Consider the following 20,140-nt stretch of genomic DNA (forward strand, 5'->3'; position numbering starts at 1 on the left):
CAATTTAGGTAGCAAACATGCAGACCCCGCACATTCTTATCGTTGAAGACGAGTTGGTAACACGCAACACGTTAAAGAGCATTTTCGAAGCAGAAGGCTACGATGTCTTTGAAGCGACCGATGGCGCAGAGATGCATCAGATCCTTTCTGAAAATGATATCAACCTGGTGATTATGGATATCAATCTGCCGGGCAAAAACGGGCTTCTTCTGGCGCGCGAACTGCGTGAACAGGCGAACGTCGCGTTGATGTTCCTGACAGGCCGTGACAACGAGGTTGATAAAATTCTTGGTCTGGAAATCGGCGCGGATGACTACATCACCAAGCCGTTCAACCCTCGCGAGTTAACCATTCGTGCACGCAACCTGCTGTCCCGCACCATGAATCTGGGTACGGTCAGTGAAGAGCGTCGTAGCGTCGACAGCTACAAATTCAACGGCTGGGAACTTGATATCAATAGCCGTTCGCTGATTAGCCCGAACGGTGAGCAGTACAAACTGCCGCGCAGTGAATTCCGCGCGATGCTGCACTTCTGCGAAAACCCGGGCAAGATCCAGTCCCGTGCAGAACTGCTGAAGAAAATGACCGGTCGTGAGTTGAAGCCACACGATCGTACCGTTGACGTAACCATCCGTCGTATTCGTAAACATTTCGAATCTACGCCTGATACGCCGGAAATCATCGCCACGATCCATGGTGAAGGCTATCGTTTCTGCGGTGACCTCCAGGAGTAATCCTCCCGTCACGCAGTAAAAAACGGCGCTTTTGCGCCGTTTTTTTTATCAATGCCACGGCATAATCGGCACCGCGCTAATCGCGTTTTTCGGTGAGCCTTCCACGACTTTGTCGGAATAAGCCAGATAAGCCAGTGTGTTGCGCTTCGCGTCATAAAAACGGACCACCTGTAGCTTTTTGAACACCAGCGAGGTCCGTTTCTGGAATACAACGTCGCCCTGCGCTTTGCCGTTTTTAATTTTGTCACTCAATTCCACCGGACCAACCTGCTGGCAGGAGATGGCCGCGTCAGACGTGTCTTCAGCCAGCCCCAGGCCGCCTTTAATCCCGCCGGTCTTCGCCCGGCTGACATAGCAGGTGACGTTTTTAACGTCCGGATCGTCAAAGGCCTCCACCACAATTTTGTGGTCCGGCCCAAACATTTTAAACACGGTGTCCACGGAGCCAATTTGCTCCGCCTGTGCCACGCGCCCTGCCATCAGCGCCAGTGCTGCAAAGACTAAAACCTTGTATTTCATATTGTTACCATTCATAAAAATTACGCTGAGCGATTATTCAACAGGTTAGATAAAAATGTAGCAAGATCACAGGATTAGAATATATCCGCACTTAAATCACCACAAAAAGCATTTATGCGCAAAAAAAACACTGAATGCTAAAACGTCAAAAAATGCTATTATCCGCTAACCTGTAAACAGGCACCTGCGGCAGTTTTAAGGATGAGGATAGTATATGGATCAGGCTGGAATTATTCGCGACCTGCTCACCTGGCTGGAAGGTCATCTCGACCAGCCTTTGTCACTGGATAATGTGGCGGCAAAAGCAGGCTATTCCAAGTGGCATCTGCAAAGGATGTTCAAGGATGTCACCGGTCATGCTATCGGTGCCTATATTCGCGCACGTCGTTTATCAAAGTCTGCTGTCGCGTTGCGCCTGACCGCGCGACCAATCCTGGATATTGCCCTGCAATATCGCTTCGATTCACAGCAAACCTTCACTCGCGCCTTTAAAAAACAGTTCTCGTTAACGCCAGCGCTTTATCGCCGCTCGCCGGACTGGAGCTCCTTTGGTATGCGTCCGCCGCTGCGTCTGGGCGAGTTTGCGATGCCAAAATATGAAATCATCACCTTGCCGGAAACGCACCTGGTCGGCACCACGCAGAGCTACTCCTGTTCCCTGGAGCAGATCTCCGAGTTCCGCCATCAGATGCGCGTTCAGTTCTGGCGCGAATTTTTAAGCCACGCTCCGGCAATCCCGCCGATTCTGTATGGCCTGAACGAAACGTATCCAAGCCAGGAAAAAGACGACGAGCAGGAAGTGTTCTATACCACGGCGCTGACGCCTGACATGGCGAACGGTTACATTCATGGCTCGAAGCCTGTCGTGCTGGAAGGCGGCGAGTATGTGATGTTCTCATACGAAGGGTTAGGAACGGGCGTTCAGGAGTTCATCCTGACCGTTTACGGGACCTGCATGCCAATGCTGAATCTGAATCGCCGTAAAGGTCAGGACATTGAGCGCTACTATCCGGCGCAAGATGCAAAACCGGAAGAAGGCCCTATCAATCTGCGGATGGAATTCCTGATTCCGGTACGTCGTTAACGCTGCAACTCATCCAGTGCAGGGGCATCAAGATGCGAAATGTCCCCTGCCATCTCAACCACCCACCCCGATGCCAGCCAGGCACTTTCCTGATAGTCGATACGGGAAATGGAACAGTTGCGCAGACGCAAACGGCGCTCGGCGTAAGCTGGCAGCCCCAGAATGGTACTCACCAGGCAACCCAGCGCGATACCGTGGCTCACCAGCAGCGGTCGGCTACCTGCCGGGAGTTTCAGGCACTCGGCCAGCGCGGCATGCATGCGCACGCTCAGCTCCTGCATGGATTCCCCCTCAGGGATGCGACCATCTTCAGTGCCGTTCACCAGCGTGCGACGCCAGCCTTCTTCGGTTTCCGTCAGCGTATCGATAGGGCGTTTTTCCAGCACGCCCATATCCAGCTCGCGCAGGCGCGGTTCAAGGGTCACGTCGCAGCCACAGGCATCGGCGATGATGCGTGCCGTCTGCTGCGTGCGGCCTAAATCACTGGAGATGACGTGAGTGATACCCAGCGTTCTGGCGCGCTCCGCCACCTGCCACGCTTGCTGCACACCTTTGTCGGTGAGAGGACTGTCTGACTGGCCTTGAATACGTCGCTCGGCGTTCCACTGCGTTTCACCGTGGCGAACAAGGTATACCTGTAACATGCTTTTTTTCCGTTATACTGCGATGAATTTTTTAAATCGAGCTTAATTATGCACCATGTTGTCTCTGCTACCACCAATCCTGCCAAAATTCAGGCAATTCTAAGGGCATTTGAAGAGATCTTCGGCGAAGGATCCTGCCATATTGACGCCGTCGGCGTCGAGAGCGGTGTGCCGGAACAGCCGTTTGGCAGCGAGGAAACACGCGCTGGCGCACGAAATCGCGTGGCGAATGCAAAAGCCGCCGCGCCAGATGCTGACTTCTGGGTCGCGATTGAAGCAGGTATCGACGAAGGGGCGACCTTCAGCTGGGTTGTCATCGAAAGCCGCGAGCAGCGCGGCGAAGCGCGTTCAGCCACGCTGCCGCTGCCGGAGGTCATACTGGAGAAAGTCCGCGCGGGTGAGGCGCTGGGGCCGGTAATGTCGCACTACACCGGCATTGATGAGATTGGTCGTAAAGAGGGGGCGATTGGCGTCTTTACCGCGGGCAAGCTCACCCGTTCGAGCGTTTACCACCAGGCCGTTATTCTGGCGTTAAGTCCGTTCCATAACGCGATTTATCGTTAAGTTTGTAGGCCGGATTAGGCGAAGCCGTCATCCGGCGTTTTTCAGCAATACCGCTTCCAGCCACTGACGCAGTTCAACCGGCGCCGACTTCAGGCTGTTTGAACCCCGGGTAATCGTCGCGATGCCCGCGCCCAGCTCGTTTTTCAGTTCACGCTGGCTCATTTCGCCACGCAGCAGTTCCTCAATAATGCGTACCCGTGTACCCAGCGCTTCACGCTCGTCTGGCGTCAGCATCAGCTGTAGCAAGGGTAAATGCAGATCTTTGTCGTAAGACTGGCGGAGCAACTCCACAAAACGAAGCCACTCCTGATGACGCTGTTCGGCCATGGCCGAGGAATACGGGGAATGCTGGGTCATGTTATGCTGCCTCTTGTACTCATTAACGAGTACAGCATAACACAACCCGCGCCGATCAGTAACGTCTCTGCCACTCGGCATCGCTCATCAGGGCATCTTTCTCCCCCATGAAGTGCCGATAGTAGGCGTCATACGCCAGCACGTTCTTCACATATCCGCGCGTTTCCGAGAACGGAATGCTCTCGACGAACGCCACGGCGTCGAGTCGCCCTGCGCTGTTGCCAAGCCATGTCCGCACGCGGCCTGGCCCGGCGTTGTACGCGGCTGACGCGAAGATGCGGTTATTACCGAACTGCTGATAGACGTACTGCAAGTAGCTGGTACCGATGTTGATGTTGGTCTCCGGATCCAGCAGCTGGGACGGGCTGCTGTAGCCTGGGATATTAAACATCTTCACCGTGTGCGTCGCGGTGCCCGGCATAATTTGCATCAGGCCGCTGGCCCCCACCGGCGAACGCACTTTCGGGTTCCAGGCGCTTTCCTGACGGGCAATGGCCATCGCGTAGCTTTGCGGAATATCTTTGCCGCTGGTGTAGCGATCGAACAGATCCTTATAAGCCAGCGGGAAACGCTCTTCGAGATGATCCCACAGCTTGCCGGCGATCGTCGCCTGCACGCTCAGATCCCACCAGCGATTATCAAACGCATAGCGGGCGAGCTGCGCCTTCTCGTCGGTGGTACGGCTGGTGACCAGGTTGGCCCATTCGCTGCGCGCGGTATTATCCAGATTCCAGTACATCAGCTCGCGCACGCGCGCCATTTCCGGACCCTGCGTCAGCGCCGGGTTCGCGTTGGCTGGCGCTTTGTCGATCTTCAGGGTGTACTCCTCGCCCAAACGCTGCGCCGCCGCCATCGGGTAGAAGCCGCGCTGCTGCATCAGGGAGTGGAGGATCGCTTTGGCTTCGTCTTCACGACCACGCTCCAGCAGCAGGTCCGCCTGCCAGTAACGCCATTCATCTTTCTCTTTAGCATCCATCGGCAGGCGCGCCAGCCAGGTATTGAGGCCACGACGATCGCCCGTTCCCAGCGCCATGCGCACGCGACGCTCCACCAGCGAGACAGAGTTTGAACGCATTACCGCGTCGTCACGCCAGCGCGCCTGTTCGTCGGTGACATCTGTTCCCATCAGTCGCCATGCCACAATATCGCGCAGTTCCTGGGTTTGATCGTCATTAAGCTGCTGGGCCTGCACCAGCTGCGGGATCATCAGCCGGGCGTTTTCCACATCCTCACGCGCCACGCTGGCAAAGGCCACCGCCGCCATCTGGCGGGTAAAATCGGTCGCGCCGGTGGTACGCGCAAACGTCAGCACGGTATTGGGATCGTTTGCCAGACTGATAACGGCAGAGGCAATGGTCTGATAATCCGCGGGCATCTGGCCCGCCAGCACGGTGACCAGCCGGGTGTTACCGGCCTTCATCGCCAGGCGAATACGTTCCAGGTAAGAGAGCGGATCCTGCTTGCCCGAGGCGCGCCAGGCGCTGAACAGCGGGTCACAGGCGTTTGGCTGGCTTTTGCCCGTCAACCACAGCTCTTTCGCGCCGGTCCAGGCTTCCTCCTGCTGACCGGTCGCCCATTTCGCATAATAGTAATTACACTGCGCTTCCGTCGCGCCCGGTTTATCCGGGCTGAAAGCCAGCAGGCCGCGCCAGTCTTCGCGACGGGCCAGCTCGTTCACAAACCGGGACTTCAAGGTGCGCGCAGGCGGCAGTGTCGGGTTCGCCTGAATGAAGTTATTTACGGTGACGGTCGGTTGATTCATGAGATCATCAGTGATCTGACGATACTCCAGATACGGATACAGCGGATAATCCTTCAGCGTCGGCATCAGCGCCTGCACGGTATCCATCTGCTTGTTGTCCCATGCCTGCTTAATCTGGGCATAGCGGTTACGTTGTTCATCCAGTGAATCGGCATGCACCGCCTGGCTTACCGCCATTACGCATACGCTGGCAGCCAGCAGACGCCAGACCACCCGTTTGGCTTTTTCCACAAGCTCTTCCTCATTGTTTTTCGTCAGTTGCAGCGTCTTGCCACGTTAAAGTTACCTCAACTTATGCTAACCAGGCATCCCACAACGCGCCACGTCATGGACACTTTTTTACCTTTCTTGCGCGTTTTAACACTCCCGACGTTCCTGGCTGGGATTAGGGCGTGAAAAAGGCTACACTTCGAGGCTGAAATTCATTCTCATCACGATAAAAGAGGCGAAGTCCAACGTGGCTCAATTCGTTTATACCATGCATCGTGTCGGCAAAGTTGTCCCGCCGAAACGTCATATTCTTAAAAATATCTCGCTGAGCTTTTTCCCGGGCGCAAAAATCGGTGTTCTGGGTCTCAACGGTGCCGGTAAGTCCACCCTGCTGCGCATCATGGCCGGCATCGATACAGACATCGAAGGTGAAGCCCGTCCGCAGCCTGGCATCAAGATCGGCTACCTGCCGCAGGAACCTCAGCTGAACCCGGAACACACCGTGCGTGAATCTGTTGAAGAAGCGGTATCCGAAGTGGTTAACGCCCTGAAAGGTCTGGATGAAGTGTATGCCAAATACGCCGAGCCGGATGCGGACTTCGACAAACTGGCCGCTCAGCAAGGCAAATTTGAAGAGATTATCCAGGCGCACGACGGTCACAACCTGAACGTGCAGCTGGAGCGCGCGGCAGATGCCCTGCGTCTGCCGGACTGGGATGCGAAAATCGCGAATCTCTCCGGTGGTGAACGCCGCCGCGTGGCGCTGTGCCGCCTGCTGCTGGAAAAACCAGACATGCTGCTGCTCGACGAACCGACCAACCACCTGGATGCGGAATCCGTGGCGTGGCTGGAGCGCTTCCTGCACGACTTCGAAGGCACCGTGGTGGCAATTACCCACGACCGCTACTTCCTCGACAACGTGGCGGGCTGGATCCTGGAGCTGGACCGCGGCGAAGGCATTCCGTGGGAAGGTAACTACTCCTCCTGGCTGGAACAGAAAGATCAGCGTCTGGCGCAGGAAGCGTCTCAGGAAGCGGCGCGCCGTAAGTCTATCGAGAAAGAGCTGGAGTGGGTTCGTCAGGGCGCGAAAGGGCGTCAGTCCAAGGGCAAAGCCCGTCTGGCACGCTTCGAAGAGCTGAACAACACCGAATACCAGAAGCGTAACGAAACCAACGAACTGTTTATCCCGCCTGGAGCACGTCTGGGGGATAAAGTGGTTGAAGTGACCAACCTGCGTAAGTCGTACGGCGACCGCCTGCTGATCGACAATCTGACCTTCTCCGTACCGAAAGGCGCTATCGTCGGCATCATCGGTCCGAACGGCGCGGGTAAATCCACCCTGTTCCGCATGATGTCCGGTCAGGAACAGCCTGACAGCGGCTCTATCACCCTGGGTGAGACCGTGAAGCTGGCCTCCGTTGACCAGTTCCGTGACGCGATGGACAACAGCAAAACCGTGTGGGAAGAAGTCTCCGGCGGTCTGGATATCATGCGTATCGGCAACACCGAGATGCCAAGCCGCGCCTATGTTGGCCGCTTTAACTTCAAGGGCACCGACCAGGGCAAACGCGTGGGCGAGCTGTCTGGCGGTGAGCGTGGTCGTCTGCACCTGGCGAAGCTGCTTCAGGTTGGCGGCAACGTTCTGCTGCTCGATGAACCTACCAACGACCTGGACATCGAAACCCTGCGCGCGCTGGAAAACGCCCTGCTGGAATTCCCGGGCTGCGCCATGGTAATCTCGCACGACCGCTGGTTCCTTGACCGTATCGCAACCCACATTCTGGACTACCAGGACGAAGGTAAAGTGGAGTTCTTCGAAGGTAACTTCACCGAATACGAAGAGTACAAGAAACGCACGCTGGGCGCAGACGCGCTGGAGCCGAAGCGTATTAAGTACAAGCGTATTGCGAAATAAAAGCAAAACGGCAACTTCGGTTGCCGTTTTTTATGTTTGTTCCCTCTCCCCGTGAGGGGGCCAGAGTGAGGGCATCAGGCCGCACAGTGTGTAGGCCGGGTAAGGCGAAGCCGCCACCCGGCTTTTTTATTTGCCCACGTAATACCGCTTCACCTCATCAAACTGCATCGCAAAGTCGATATAGCTCATCAGCGCAGGCGAATTGAGCTTACGGCTCGGATAGGCCAGCCAGAGATCGTTCCCCTCAACGCGCCACTCCGGTAGCACCTTTACCAGCGCGCCCTTTTCAATTTTATCTTCCAGCAGGAATGCGGGTAACAGCGTGATCCCCGCCCCGGCAATGGCGCATTCTCGGGCGTACACCAGGTTATCCGTCATGTGGGCGTTATCCGGCAGGTAGCGGTAATCCTCACTCTCGCTTCGCAGAAGCCACTCCGACCATGCCCGGTGCGTAATGCAGCGGTGATCCACCAGCTGTCGGGGATGGATTAACGGCGCCCGACGTGCCAGATAGTCAGGCGAGGCCAGAATGTAGCGCGGACAGTGCCCAATCATGCGACCAATCAGGGAAGAATCCTGCGGTTTACCGGTACGCAGCGCCACGTCAAAGCCCGCCTCGACCAGATCCACCACATCGTCTGAAATTGATACATCCAGCGACACGTCAGGGTAGCGAAGCTGGAACTCGGCATTCATATGCGCCAGCAGCGTCGCGCCAATCCCTGCCGGACAGGTGATCCTCAGCCGTCCGCTGGGGTTTTCTCGCAGCCGCTGAATGGCATACTCCGCGCGCTCGCTGGCCGCCAGCATCTCGCGGCAGTGCACCAGATAGTGCTCGCCCGCAAACGTCAGGCTTATTCTGCGCGTCGTGCGGTTAAGCAGGCGGATCCCCACCTGCTGCTCCAGCTGGCTAATGCGCTGGCTGACGCTGGATTTCGGCAGTTCAGCCTTCTGCGCCGCCGCAGTAAAGCTGCCCATCTCAGCCACCAGCGCAAACAGCGCCATATCCTGTAGCTGTTTAAACATGATTGTTCACCCTGTACGAACGCTGAGTTCTTGATTGTCCATCTTATCATGCAACTGACCACTTAATAGACTAGCCTCAACACAACGCATTCATTGAGGAGAACATCATGTCTGTTAAAGCCATTGCCGTTAACCCAGAAAATCCCTCCACCTTCGTTGAAATTACCCCGCCGATGCCGCAGCCCGGCGAGTACGATCTGCTGGTGGAGGTGAAAGCCGTCTCCGTAAACCCGGTGGATACCAAAGTACATGCAGGCATTGCCAAAAGCGGACTGAAGGAGCCGCGCATTCTCGGGTGGGATGCCAGCGGGATCGTCAAAGCCGTCGGGGCTGGCGTCACCGGATTCAAACCGGGTGACGAAGTATGGTACGCGGGGGATATCACCCGACCGGGCAGCAATACCACGCACCAGCTTATCGATGCGCGCATTGTCGGGCACAAGCCTGCAAACCTTGGCTGGGCCTCTGCGGCAGCACTGCCGCTGACGGCGCTCACCGCGTGGGAAGGCCTGTTTGAACGGCTGAAGATTCAGGATGCCGACGCAGATAAAACGCTGCTGATAATTGGCGGCGCGGGTGGAGTCGGATCGCTGGCGATCCCGTTTGCGAAGCACAACAGTAAGGTGAAGATCGTCGCAACCGCCTCACGAGAAGATTCCGCCCGATGGTGTCGCGATCGCGGGGCTGACGTTGTCGTAGATTACCGCGACCTGAAGGGTGAACTGGCGAAACAGGGGCTCACCTTTGTGGATTACATTTTTATCCTCAACGACACCGACGGGCACTGGGATGCGGTCAGCGATCTGATTGCCCCTCAGGGACACATTTGTTCCATCGTTGAAAATGCGCATCCGCTAAACCAGGACAAGCTGAAGTCCAAATCTGCCGCCCTGCACTGGGAATTTATGTACACCCGCAGCATGTACCAGACCGCGGATATGGCGCGCCAGGGCGAGATTTTAAATGAGGTGGCGAAGCTGGTGGATAACGGCGTGGTGGAAAGCTCGCTCAGCGAAACGCTGCACGGGCTGAGCGTGGAAAGCATTACCGAAGCGCACCGCATGGTGCTGGAGGGGCATATGCGTGGGAAAGTGGTGGTTGAGTTCTGAGTGGTTTGTTCCACCTCACCCTGCCCTCTCCCCACGGGGGAGAGGGTAAAGACAGCTCCGTGCGATCCCCTCTCCCCTTTGGGGAGAGGGTTAGGGTGAGGGGTAAGTTTTTTACCCCTGCTCACCCATCATCTCTTTCACCAGCTCGACGCAGCGCAGGAAACGGGTGTCGTAATCCGACTCTTCCACATGCACAAACTCAACGTTGTTCTCGTTGAGCATCTCCACCAGCATGGTCTGGAACTCACGCCTGTCTACCGAGCTGCCCAGGCTGCGCATGCCGTCGGCTACCCATGGGGTGTTGTTTTCCAGCAGGATAACCAGATCAAAGCGGTATTCATCAATCAGCGCCTGCACAAACGGGTGCTCGCGCCCCTCGTACTTTTTGCAGAACGCCTGCGTGGTGACGAAATCGGTATCAATAAAGGCAACTTTATTGGCGTATTTCACTGCGAAATCAATGTACTGGGCATGACCAAGCGCGATTTTATCGTAGTCGGAATACTGTAATGCCATCTCGTCACCACCGAGGTGTGAGAAGACGTAATCGCGGCCATACTCCCACGCACTGGTGGTATTGAAGATATTCGCCAGCTTATTCACCAGCGTCGATTTCCCGCTGGACTCGCCGCCGAGGATCGCCACCGTACGCACGAAGAATGGCTTCACCTCGGTCGGAATGTAGTCCCAGTAGCGGAACGGGTTCTCGCGGATCTGCGCCCCGCTGATGTTCATAAAGGTGCGTTTAGGATCGATCAGCACGGTTTCGATACCCAGATGCTCGCGGAACTGCGGCGCGTCGGACTCTTCAGAGGTGTAGATCCAGTTAGGTGCAATGCCCTTCTCTTCCATAAACGCTTTGATGCCGTTGCTCCACACGTCCCAGCCGTGCGGGTACGGCTCCATGCCCTCTTCGTTAAAGGCATGAATACGAATATTTTTCTGATACTTAAAGGTCTGAAGCAGCCAGCGCAGGCGATCCGGCACGGTGGGCTGCTGCGACATGGCGCTGTCTTCAAACAGCTGGCGATCGCGGGTTTCATCATAACCCATGATGATATGCAGCTCGTCGACCTGGCTACAGGCGCGCTGGATCAGATAGATATGCCCGGTATGCAGCGGGTAGAACTTACCGAACACCACGCCAATGTTCTTTTGCATCCGCGGAAATTCAAGCCCCAGAAAACGGTGCAGCGCTTCCAGCTTCTGCGCGCTGGGGCTTTTGATTTTGGCGTTCAGCAGTTGGCTCAGGTAGCCCTTGGTCATGCCGCTGGCGTCCGCTACCTGCTGTAACGTGCAGCCCTTCTGGCGGATAGCGGTCTTGATGTAGTCAAATGATGACATAAATTACGGTGCCTCCTGCAAAATCGAATACGTAATTATAAGTCGTCAAAGACATTTAACGCATCTGCGAGTTTTTTAACGCCAAAAACCTGCATCCCTTCCGGGATTTTTTTCGGCACGTTGGCGGCCGGAACAATTGCGCGGCGGAAGCCATGTTTTGCCGCTTCGGAGATACGCTCCTGACCGCTCGGCACCGGGCGAATTTCGCCCGCCAGCCCTACTTCGCCAAATACCACCAGATCCTGCGGCAACGGTCTGTCACGCAGGCTGGAGACCATCGCCAGCAACAGCGCCAGATCCGCGCTGGTTTCCGTAACCTTCACCCCACCAACTACGTTGACGAACACGTCCTGATCCGCCATTTGCAGGCCGCCGTGACGGTGCAGCACCGCCAGCAGGATCGCCAGGCGGTTCTGTTCCAGACCGACCGCCACGCGCCGCGGGTTGCCCATCATCGAGTGATCCACCAGCGCCTGAATTTCAACCAGCAGCGGACGCGTCCCCTCCCACAGCACCATCACCGAACTACCGGACGTAATTTCGTCGCCACGGCTCAGGAAGATGGCCGACGGGTTGCTGACTTCGCGCAGCCCCTGCTCGGTCATGGCAAACACGCCCAGTTCATTCACCGCGCCGAAGCGGTTTTTATGGCTGCGCAGGGTACGAAAACGGGAATCCGCATCGCCGTCGAGCATCACCGAGCAGTCGATACAGTGCTCAAGCACTTTCGGGCCGGCCAGCGAGCCGTCTTTGGTGACGTGGCCCACCATCACTATCGCTACGCCGCGCGTTTTGGCAAAGCGCGTTAAGTACGCAGCCGTTTCACGCACCTGCGCCACGCTCCCCGGTGACGACTGAATGTCCGCCATGTGCATCACCTGGATGGAGTCGATCACCATCAGTTTCGGCTGCTCTTCTTCGGCAATCATGCAGATCTGCTCGATGCTGGTTTCCGAGAGCATATTCAGATTGCCGGTCGGCAGACCGAGGCGGTGCGCGCGCATCGCCACCTGCTGGAGTGACTCTTCGCCCGTGACGTACAGGGTTTTCATCTGTTCGGCGAGCTTGCAGAGCGTTTGCAGCAGCAGGGTGGATTTACCCGCGCCCGGGTTACCGCCGATCAGAATAGCGCTGCCCGGCACTACGCCACCGCCGAGCACGCGGTCAAATTCTTTGAATCCGGTTGAGAAGCGCGGCAGCGCCTCAAGGCTGATATCCGAAAGTTTTTGTACCTTCGACACGCCTGCATTGCCCGCATAGCCGCTCAGCCGTTCATTGCGGGCCACGCTCGGCGAAGCCGCCACACCACGCACTTCGGTGATGGTGTTCCAGGCATGACAGGCGCTGCATTGCCCCTGCCAGCGCGGATAATCCGCACCACATTCATTACAGACAAATGCGCGTTTTGGAGCTTTCGCCACGGTTTACCTCGTTATTTCTGTGCGGTCTGCGCGCCGGATAGCGCTGACGCTTACCCGGCCTACAAAAGCAGGCCGCTATTTTTGATTAATGCTGCCGGAGAGAATGCAGAACACGCCCATCAGGTCAGCATAACGGATAGTGACTTCCGTCTTTTCATTCACTTTCGGCTTGGCGTGGTAGGCAATACCCAGTCCGGCAACTTTGATCATCGGCAGATCGTTCGCGCCATCGCCGATGGCGACGGTCTGTTCGACCGGAATGGCGTATTTCTCCGCCAGACGCGTCAGCGTATTGGCTTTGTACTGCGCATCCACGATGTCGCCAATCACTTGTCCGGTGAGTTTGCCGTCCATGATCTCCAGCTCGTTTGCCACCACGGTGGTCAGACGCAGCTTGTCACGCAGGTAATCGGCAAAGAAGGTGAACCCACCGGAGGCAATCGCCACTTTCCAGCCGAGCGTCTCCAGCTTGAGCACCAGCTGCGTCAGCCCTGGCATCAGGGGCAGTTCATCGCGCACCTGACGCAAAATGTTAGCATCGGCCCCCTTCAGGGTCGCCACGCGCTGTCTCAGGCTGGCGGTGAAATCCAGCTCGCCGCGCATCGCGCGCTCGGTGACTTCCGCCACCAGCTCGCCGCTGCCCGCCAGTTTAGCAATCTCGTCAATACACTCGATCTGAATGGCGGTGGAGTCCATGTCCATCACCAGCAGGCCAGGCGTTTTCAGGTGCGGAATTTTGCCGAGCGGGGCTACGTCCAGCCCGGCGTCGTGCGCCAGACGCGTGGCGCGCTGCGTCAGGGAACCCGCCAGGCGAATAACCTGATAATCTTCCACGCACCAGGCCGCAACGATGACCATCGCTGCGCCCAGTTTAGTTTGATACTGGGTGAGGCGTTGCTTATCCAGGCCACGTCCGTACAGCAGCCAGCCACTACGGCCAGCGTGGTAATCGAGAGGCATCACCTCATCGCCACTTAAAGAGAGCGGCAATCCTGGCCATAAAGAGACATCCGTTGGCAGGTCGCACCAGGTAATGTTCGGCATTGAAGCTCCTGTAATTTCGTTCGCGCCGGAAGGTTCCAGAGGGAAAATAACGCATGAGGCTACCCTGTAACCATCACTTCTGGCAACATTAAGCCGTAAATTTTAAGCAGGTGGAATATGGCTCGCGCAAAACTGAAATTCCGGCTTCATCGCGCCGTGATTGTCCTGATCTGTCTCGCACTATTAGTGGCGCTTATGCAGGGGGCATCCTGGTTTAGCCAGAATCACCAACGACAGCGTAACCCACAGTTTGAAGAACTGGCCCGTACGCTGGCGCGCCAGGTGACGCTCAACGTTGCGCCGTCTATGCGCACCGAAACGCCGGATGACAAGCGGATAGCGCAGGTATTGCGCCAGCTTACGGAAAACAGCCGCATTCTGGATGCGGGTGTGTACGATGAACAGGGCGACCTGATTGCCCGCGCGGGTGAGCATGTCGACGTGCGCGACAGGCTGGCGCTGGACGGCAAAAAAGCTGGCGGTTATTTCAATCAACAAATCGTTGAACCCATTCAGGGCAAGAATGGCCCACTCGGCTATTTACGTCTGACACTCGACACCCACACCCTGCCAACCGAAGCCAAACAGGTGGATAACACCACCAATATTTTGCGCCTGATGCTGCTGCTCTCGCTGGCGATTGGCGTGGTACTGGCGCGCACGCTGCTGCAAGGCAAGCGCACCCGCTGGCAGCAGTCGCCGTTCCTGTTAACCGCCAGCAAGTCAGTTCCCGAAGAGGAAGAGAGCGAGAAGAAAGAATAGTGATAAAGTAGGCGGATGATTCGGAAAAGGAACTCTGCCATGTCGACGTTACGCCTGCTTATCTCTGACTCTTACGATCCCTGGTTTAATCTCGCGGTAGAAGAGTGCATCTTCCGCCAGATGCCCGCCACCCAGCGCGTCCTGTTTCTCTGGCGCAACGCTGATACGGTCGTTATTGGCCGCGCGCAAAATCCGTGGAAAGAGTGTAACACCCGCCGTATGGAAGAGGACAACGTCCGCCTGGCGCGCCGCAGCAGCGGCGGCGGTGCGGTGTTCCACGATCTCGGCAACACCTGCTTTACCTTTATGGCGGGCAAGCCGGAATACGACAAAACCATCTCGACCTCCATTGTGCTCAACGCGCTCAATTCGCTCGGCGTGACGGCTGAAGCCTCGGGTCGTAACGATCTGGTAGTGAAAACACCTGAAGGCGACCGGAAAGTGTCAGGCTCAGCCTACCGCGAAACGATGGATCGCGGATTCCACCACGGCACATTATTGCTGAATGCCGATCTGAGCCGTCTGGCAAACTATCTAAACCCGGACAAGAAAAAGCTCCAGGCGAAAGGCATTACCTCCGTGCGCGGTCGCGTGGCGAATCTGGTGGATCTGCTGTCGGGGATTACTCATGAGCAGATTTGCGATGCAATCCGTGAAGCCTTTTTCAAGCATTACGGTGAACGCGTAGAAGCCGAGGTGATTTCTCCGGATAAAACCCCGGACCTGCCAAATTTCGCGGAAACCTTTGCGCGCCAGAGCAGCTGGGAGTGGAACTTCGGTCAGGCACCGGCGTTTTCACACCTGCTGGACGAACGGTTTACCTGGGGCGGCGTGGAGCTGCACTTTGACGTGGAGAAGGGCCATATTACCCGCACGCAGGTCTTTACGGATAGTCTCAATCCTGCACCGCTGGAGGCGCTGGCCGCACGTTTACAGGGCTGTCTGTATCGGGCGGATATGCTGCAGCAGGAGTGTGATGCATTAATTGGGGATTTTCCGGAGCAGGAAAAAGAGCTGCGGTATGTATCGGCGTGGATTGCTCAGGCCGTGCGCTAGTAAAAAAGCCCGCTGGCGCTGCGCTTAGCGGGCCTACAAAACCGTAGGCCGGGTCAGGCGAGGCCGCCACCCGGCACAACAGCTCTTACTCTTTATCGCCCAGCAGAACGGATTCCAGCGCGATTTTGATCATGTCGTTGAAGGTGGTCTGACGCTCGGCAGCGGTGGTCTGCTCGTGAGTACGGATATGGTCAGACACGGTGCAGATGGTCAGCGCTTTCGCACCGAATTCAGCCGCCACGCCGTAGATACCGGCCGCTTCCATTTCCACGCCCAGAATGCCGTATTTTTCCATCACGTCGAACATGTCGCCTTCTGGCGAGTAAAACAGATCGGCAGAGAACAGGTTGCCCACGCGCGCGTCAACGCCCAGCGCTTTTGCTGCGTCAACCGCGTTACGCACCATGTCAAAATCAGCGATGGCCGCAAAGTCATGATCTTTAAAGCGAATGCGGTTGACTTTAGAGTCGGTGCACGCGCCCATGCCGATCACCACGTCACGCAGCTTAACGTCCATGCGCACCGCGCCGCAGGAGCCGACACGGATGATTTTCTTCACACCGAAATCGGTGATCAGCTCTTTGGTGTAGATGGAGCAGGATGGGATACCCATGCCGTGACCCATCACGGAGATTTTGCGGCCTTTATAGGTACCGGTGAAGCCCAGCATGCCACGCACGTTGTTCACTTCACGCACGTCTTCCAGGAAGGTTTCTGCAATGTGTTTCGCGCGCAGCGGGTCGCCCGGCATCAATACGACGTCAGCGAAATCACCCATTTCTGCATTAATGTGAGGAGTTGCCATCTTCAGTTCCTTTTACATTGTTGTTTTTGCCGGGTGGCGGCTGCGCCTTACCCGGCCTACATTCTCTTCTCCCTCTCCCTGTGGGAGAGGGTCGGGGTGAGGGCATCAGACCTCACCCAATCCGTTTAGAACATAGCCTTGCCATATTCCATGTCAGACGTACCAAAGTATTTCGCAATCGTCTGGCCGATGTCCGCGAAGGTTTCACGATGACCCAGCGAGCCCGGTTTGACTTTCGGGCCGTACACCAGCACCGGAATGTGCTCACGGGTGTGGTCGGTACCGGTCCAGGTCGGGTCACAGCCATGGTCAGCGGTCAGGATCAGAATGTCATCTTCCCCCACCAGCTCCATCAGCTCTGGCAGACGGCGGTCAAACAGCTCCAGACCCGCGGCATAACCGGCAACGTCGCGACGGTGACCCCAGGAGGAGTCGAAGTCCACGAAGTTGGTGAAGACAATGGTCTTGTCGCCCGCTTCTTTCATCTCTTTGATGGTGGCGTCGAACAGCGCATCCAGACCGGTCGCTTTGACCTTTTTGGTGATGCCGCAGTTAGCGTAGATGTCCGCGATTTTACCTACGGAAACGACCTGGCCGTCTTTCTCGTCGACGAGTTTTTGCAGCACGGTCGGCGCCGGTGGCTCCACGGCCAGATCGTGACGGTTGCCGGTACGCTGGAAGTTACCCGCTTTGTCGCCGATAAACGGACGCGCGATAACACGGCCAATGTTGTAGCCGCCTTCGGTCAGCTCTTCACGGGCGATCTCGCACAGCTCGTACAGTTTATCCAGGCCAAACGTCTCTTCGTGGCAGGCGATCTGGAACACAGAGTCAGCAGAGGTATAGAAAATCGGTTTGCCGGTTTTCATGTGCTCTTCGCCGAGCTGATCCAGAATCACGGTACCGGAAGAGTGGCAGTTGCCGAGGTAGCCCGGCAGGTTGGCGCGCTTCACCAGCTTATCAAGCAGCTCCTGCGGGAAGCTGTTCTCGTGATCGGAGAAGTAACCCCAGTCAAACAGCACCGGCACGCCAGCGATTTCCCAGTGACCGGAGGGCGTATCTTTGCCGGAAGAGAGCTCGTGCGCCCACGCGTAGGCGCCCACCACTTCCGCGTTTCCGTCCATACCGGCTGCAATTTTACCGGTAGAACCTTCATGCGCTTTTACCAGCCCGAGGCGGGTCAGGTTTGGCAGGTTCAGAGGGCCTTTACGACCGTTGTCCGCTTCGCCTTTTGCACAGGCTTCCGCGATGTGACCCAGGGTATCGGAACCCACGTCACCAAAACGTTCTGCATCTTCGGTTGCGCCGATGCCGAATGAGTCCAGCACCATAATAAATGCACGTTTCATAATTGTTCTCCGTACTTAGTGCTTCATAAAAATGCGATCAGATCAGTATACCGCTATTCAGTGATACGACGATAGACCGTCGGTGTGGTTTCCGGTGCTTTATCGTCAAGAGTTATTGCCGCCTTCACCGCTTTCGCCGCGTCCTGCCAGCTGGCTTCGTCTTTCGCGTGGATCACCGCCAGCGGACGTTTGCCGTCAACGCTGTCGCCCAGACGGGCCATATCGGTAAAGCCGACGCTGTAATCAATGGTGTCCGATGCCTGACGACGACCGCCGCCCATAGACACGACCGCCATGCCGAGCGCGCGGGTATCCATAGCCGAGACAAAGCCTTCACTGTCCGCATAGACCGCTTTGCTGAGCATCGCGGTGGGCAGGTATTTCGCGTAGTTTTCCACGAAGTCGGTCGGGCCTTTCTGCGCCGCCACCATCCGACCAAAGATCTCCGCCGCTTTGCCGTTGTCCAGCACCGCCTGAAGCTTCGCGCGCGCGTCAGCGTCGTCTTTGGCCAGCTTGCCGGAGATGAGCATCTCAACGCACAGCGCCATGGTGACATCGAACAGGCGCGGGTTACGGTATTCGCCTGTGAGGAACTGCACGGCCTCGCGGACTTCAACGGCGTTACCGGCGCTGGACGCCAGCACCTGGTTCATGTCCGTCAGCAGTGCGGTGGTGCGCACGCCCGCGCCGTTGGAAACGCCAACGATCGCTTCAGCCAGCGCCTCAGAGAGTTCATAGGTCGGCATAAACGCGCCGCTGCCCACTTTCACATCCATCACCAGCGCGTCCAGCCCTTCCGCCAGCTTTTTGGCGAGGATAGAGGCGGTGATCAGCGGGATGGAGTCTACGGTCGCGGTAATGTCACGCGTCGCGTAGAAACGCTTGTCTGCTGGCGCAAGAGAGCTGGTCTGGCCGATAATCGCCACGCCAACGTCTTTAATAATGTCGCGGAAGCGGTTGTCATCCGGGAAGATATCGAAGCCCGGAATGGCTTCCAGTTTGTCGAGCGTACCGCCGGTATGACCCAGGCCGCGCCCGGAAATCATCGGGATGTAACCGCCGCAGGCTGCCACCATCGGGCCAAGCATCAGGGAGGTCACGTCGCCCACGCCGCCGGTGGAGTGTTTGTCCACAATCGGGCCGTTGAGGTTGAGGCTTTTCCAGTCCAGAACGGTTCCTGAATCTCGCATCGCCATGGTCAGGGACACGCGCTCAGGCATCGACATATCGTGGAAGAAAATGGTCATCGCCAGAGCCGCAATCTGCCCTTCAGAGATGGTGTTATCACGAATGCCGTTGATAAAGAAGCGGATCTCTTCGTCGCTTAATGCATGACCATCACGTTTTTTACGAATAATTTCTTGTGCGAGAAACACGGTAACCTCCATGCGGAATCGGGTGAATGGCGGCGGGTATGTTGACCCGCCCTACGATCCTGTAGGCCGGGTTAGCGTAGCGCCACCCGGCAATTCAAACTTAGTAGCTGCTTGCGCTCTTACCGTCACCGTGACCCAGCGCTTTCAGCAGGCTGGCCAGCAGGCTGGACGCGCCGAAGCGGTAGTGGCGGGAGTCCGCCCAGTCGGCGCCGAACAGCTCGTCGGCAATCGCCAGGAACTGCTGCGCGTCTTCTGCGGTACGCACGCCGCCTGCCGGTTTGAAGCCAACGGTTTTGGACACGCCCATATCACGGATAACTTCCATCATGATGCGCGCGCTTTCCGGAGTCGCGTTGACCGGCACTTTACCGGTAGAGGTTTTAATGAAATCCGCGCCCGCTTTGATAGCGATTTCAGACGCTTTACGAATCAGCGCCTCTTCTTTCAGCTCGCCGGTTTCGATGATCACTTTAAGCAGCACGTTTGCCGCCGCACATGCGTCTTTACAGGCTTTCACCAGGTCAAAACCGACCTGCTCGTTGCCGGCGATCAGCGCGCGGTACGGGAAAACCACGTCAACTTCGTCTGCGCCGTACGCAATCGCCGCGCGGGTTTCCGCCAGCGCGATCTCGATGTCGTCGTTACCGTGCGGGAAGTTAGTCACGGTCGCAATGCGCACGTCCGGCGTGCCCTGTTCTTTTAGCGTTTTGCGGGCAATCGGGATAAAACGCGGGTAGATACAGACGGCGGCGGTATTACCCACTGGCGTTTTTGCCTGATGGCACAGGGCGATGACTTTTTCATTGGTGTCGTCATCATTCAGGGTGGTCAGGTCCATCAGTTTCAACGCGCGCAGGCTGCTTGCAGTTAAATCGGTCATAACATTCTCCAACGGCAGTGCCGTATAAATTTTACCTTGCGGGTCTGTGAGTATTCTAACATTCACCCGCATCCACACTTCGACATTCATCACAGTTAATGAAAACTGTGTGCAAATTTGCATTACTGTAATGAGATCTTCTTCAAACTTTCATGCGTCAACCGCCGACAAAAGCAGCG

19 protein-coding genes are annotated in these 20,140 nt (G+C 56.8%); 7 read left to right on the forward strand and 12 right to left on the reverse strand.

The annotated features are described in order from the left end of the window. Positions 1-17: 17 nt before the first annotated feature. Entirely contained in the window at positions 18-734 is a 717-nt protein-coding gene (gene arcA / locus CKK19_RS16445) for a two-component system response regulator ArcA (protein WP_003856501.1), read from the forward strand. Positions 735-782: 48 nt separating this feature from the next. On the opposite strand, the gene creA is transcribed toward arcA, so the two are convergent. Continuing rightward, complete coding sequence (gene creA, locus CKK19_RS16450; RefSeq protein WP_003856503.1) at positions 783-1,253, reverse strand: protein CreA; 471 nt, start codon at positions 1,251-1,253, stop codon at positions 783-785. A gap of 214 nt (positions 1,254-1,467) precedes the next feature. Between creA and robA the strand changes: the two genes are divergently transcribed. Then, positions 1,468-2,337: an MDR efflux pump AcrAB transcriptional activator RobA gene (gene robA, locus CKK19_RS16455; protein ID WP_022646995.1), complete on the forward strand. Its 870-nt coding sequence runs from the start codon at positions 1,468-1,470 to the stop codon at positions 2,335-2,337. On the opposite strand, the gene gpmB is transcribed toward robA, so the two are convergent. Continuing rightward, the gene (gene gpmB / locus CKK19_RS16460; RefSeq protein WP_006810187.1) at positions 2,334-2,981 is read right to left on the reverse strand and encodes a 2,3-diphosphoglycerate-dependent phosphoglycerate mutase GpmB; all 648 of its coding nucleotides are present in this window, start codon (positions 2,979-2,981) and stop codon (positions 2,334-2,336) included. The genes robA and gpmB overlap by 4 nt on opposite strands. Positions 2,982-3,029: 48 nt before the next feature. Here gpmB and yjjX point away from each other — a divergent pair, with 48 nt between their 5' ends. After that, a complete protein-coding gene (gene yjjX / locus CKK19_RS16465; RefSeq protein ID WP_022646994.1) occupies positions 3,030-3,545 on the forward strand; it encodes an inosine/xanthosine triphosphatase in 516 nt (171 codons plus the stop codon). A gap of 27 nt (positions 3,546-3,572) precedes the next feature. Here yjjX and trpR read toward each other — a convergent pair whose 3' ends face one another. Continuing rightward, the gene (gene trpR / locus CKK19_RS16470; RefSeq protein ID WP_003856511.1) at positions 3,573-3,902 is read right to left on the reverse strand and encodes a trp operon repressor; all 330 of its coding nucleotides are present in this window, start codon (positions 3,900-3,902) and stop codon (positions 3,573-3,575) included. A 55-nt stretch (positions 3,903-3,957) separates the two neighbouring features. After that, complete coding sequence (gene sltY, locus CKK19_RS16475; RefSeq protein ID WP_022646993.1) at positions 3,958-5,895, reverse strand: murein transglycosylase; 1,938 nt, start codon at positions 5,893-5,895, stop codon at positions 3,958-3,960. A gap of 226 nt (positions 5,896-6,121) precedes the next feature. Here sltY and ettA point away from each other — a divergent pair, with 226 nt between their 5' ends. Then, positions 6,122-7,789: an energy-dependent translational throttle protein EttA gene (gene ettA / locus CKK19_RS16480; protein ID WP_063853319.1), complete on the forward strand. Its 1,668-nt coding sequence runs from the start codon at positions 6,122-6,124 to the stop codon at positions 7,787-7,789. Between the two features lie 126 nt (positions 7,790-7,915). Here ettA and CKK19_RS16485 read toward each other — a convergent pair whose 3' ends face one another. Next, positions 7,916-8,815 (reverse strand): LysR family transcriptional regulator, encoded by a 900-nt coding sequence (locus tag CKK19_RS16485; protein ID WP_063853318.1) that lies wholly within the window; start codon positions 8,813-8,815, stop codon positions 7,916-7,918. 107 nt (positions 8,816-8,922) lie between these two features. On the opposite strand from CKK19_RS16485, the gene CKK19_RS16490 reads away from it, so the two are divergent. Further along, positions 8,923-9,924, forward strand: coding sequence for a zinc-binding alcohol dehydrogenase family protein (locus tag CKK19_RS16490; RefSeq protein ID WP_032676682.1), 1,002 nt, complete (start codon positions 8,923-8,925; stop codon positions 9,922-9,924). A 111-nt stretch (positions 9,925-10,035) separates the two neighbouring features. Here the strand turns inward: CKK19_RS16490 and nadR are convergent, their stop codons facing one another. The 3 genes from nadR to serB all read right to left on the reverse strand — a co-directional run bounded on the left by nadR (position 10,036) and on the right by serB (position 13,733). Further along, positions 10,036-11,268: a multifunctional transcriptional regulator/nicotinamide-nucleotide adenylyltransferase/ribosylnicotinamide kinase NadR gene (gene nadR / locus CKK19_RS16495; RefSeq protein WP_003856522.1), complete on the reverse strand. Its 1,233-nt coding sequence runs from the start codon at positions 11,266-11,268 to the stop codon at positions 10,036-10,038. A gap of 35 nt (positions 11,269-11,303) precedes the next feature. Beyond that, complete coding sequence (gene radA, locus CKK19_RS16500) at positions 11,304-12,689, reverse strand: DNA repair protein RadA (protein WP_003856523.1); 1,386 nt, start codon at positions 12,687-12,689, stop codon at positions 11,304-11,306. A gap of 75 nt (positions 12,690-12,764) precedes the next feature. Then, positions 12,765-13,733 carry a phosphoserine phosphatase gene (serB, locus tag CKK19_RS16505; protein ID WP_063853317.1) on the reverse strand — a complete coding sequence of 323 codons (969 nt, stop codon included), beginning with the start codon at positions 13,731-13,733 and terminating at the stop codon, positions 12,765-12,767. A gap of 117 nt (positions 13,734-13,850) precedes the next feature. Between serB and CKK19_RS16510 the strand changes: the two genes are divergently transcribed. Together CKK19_RS16510 and lplA are read left to right on the forward strand one after the other, a co-directional pair. Then, a complete protein-coding gene (locus CKK19_RS16510) occupies positions 13,851-14,495 on the forward strand; it encodes a YtjB family periplasmic protein (protein ID WP_015572615.1) in 645 nt (214 codons plus the stop codon). A 39-nt stretch (positions 14,496-14,534) separates the two neighbouring features. Beyond that, positions 14,535-15,551 (forward strand): lipoate--protein ligase LplA, encoded by a 1,017-nt coding sequence (lplA, locus tag CKK19_RS16515; protein WP_063853316.1) that lies wholly within the window; start codon positions 14,535-14,537, stop codon positions 15,549-15,551. Between the two features lie 85 nt (positions 15,552-15,636). Here the strand turns inward: lplA and deoD are convergent, their stop codons facing one another. From deoD to deoC, 4 genes are all read right to left on the reverse strand, one after another. Then, positions 15,637-16,356, reverse strand: coding sequence for a purine-nucleoside phosphorylase (gene deoD / locus CKK19_RS16520; protein ID WP_003856538.1), 720 nt, complete (start codon positions 16,354-16,356; stop codon positions 15,637-15,639). A 125-nt stretch (positions 16,357-16,481) separates the two neighbouring features. Then, positions 16,482-17,705 carry a phosphopentomutase gene (deoB, locus tag CKK19_RS16525; RefSeq protein ID WP_022646989.1) on the reverse strand — a complete coding sequence of 408 codons (1,224 nt, stop codon included), beginning with the start codon at positions 17,703-17,705 and terminating at the stop codon, positions 16,482-16,484. A 53-nt stretch (positions 17,706-17,758) separates the two neighbouring features. Next, entirely contained in the window at positions 17,759-19,081 is a 1,323-nt protein-coding gene (gene deoA, locus CKK19_RS16530; protein ID WP_063853315.1) for a thymidine phosphorylase, read from the reverse strand. Between the two features lie 100 nt (positions 19,082-19,181). Then, positions 19,182-19,961 carry a deoxyribose-phosphate aldolase gene (gene deoC, locus CKK19_RS16535; protein ID WP_022646987.1) on the reverse strand — a complete coding sequence of 260 codons (780 nt, stop codon included), beginning with the start codon at positions 19,959-19,961 and terminating at the stop codon, positions 19,182-19,184. Positions 19,962-20,140 lie beyond the last annotated feature (179 nt).

It is taken from the genome of Enterobacter sp. CCUG 70166, from assembly GCF_020224095.1.
Lineage (GTDB): Bacteria > Pseudomonadota > Gammaproteobacteria > Enterobacterales > Enterobacteriaceae > Enterobacter > Enterobacter intestinihominis.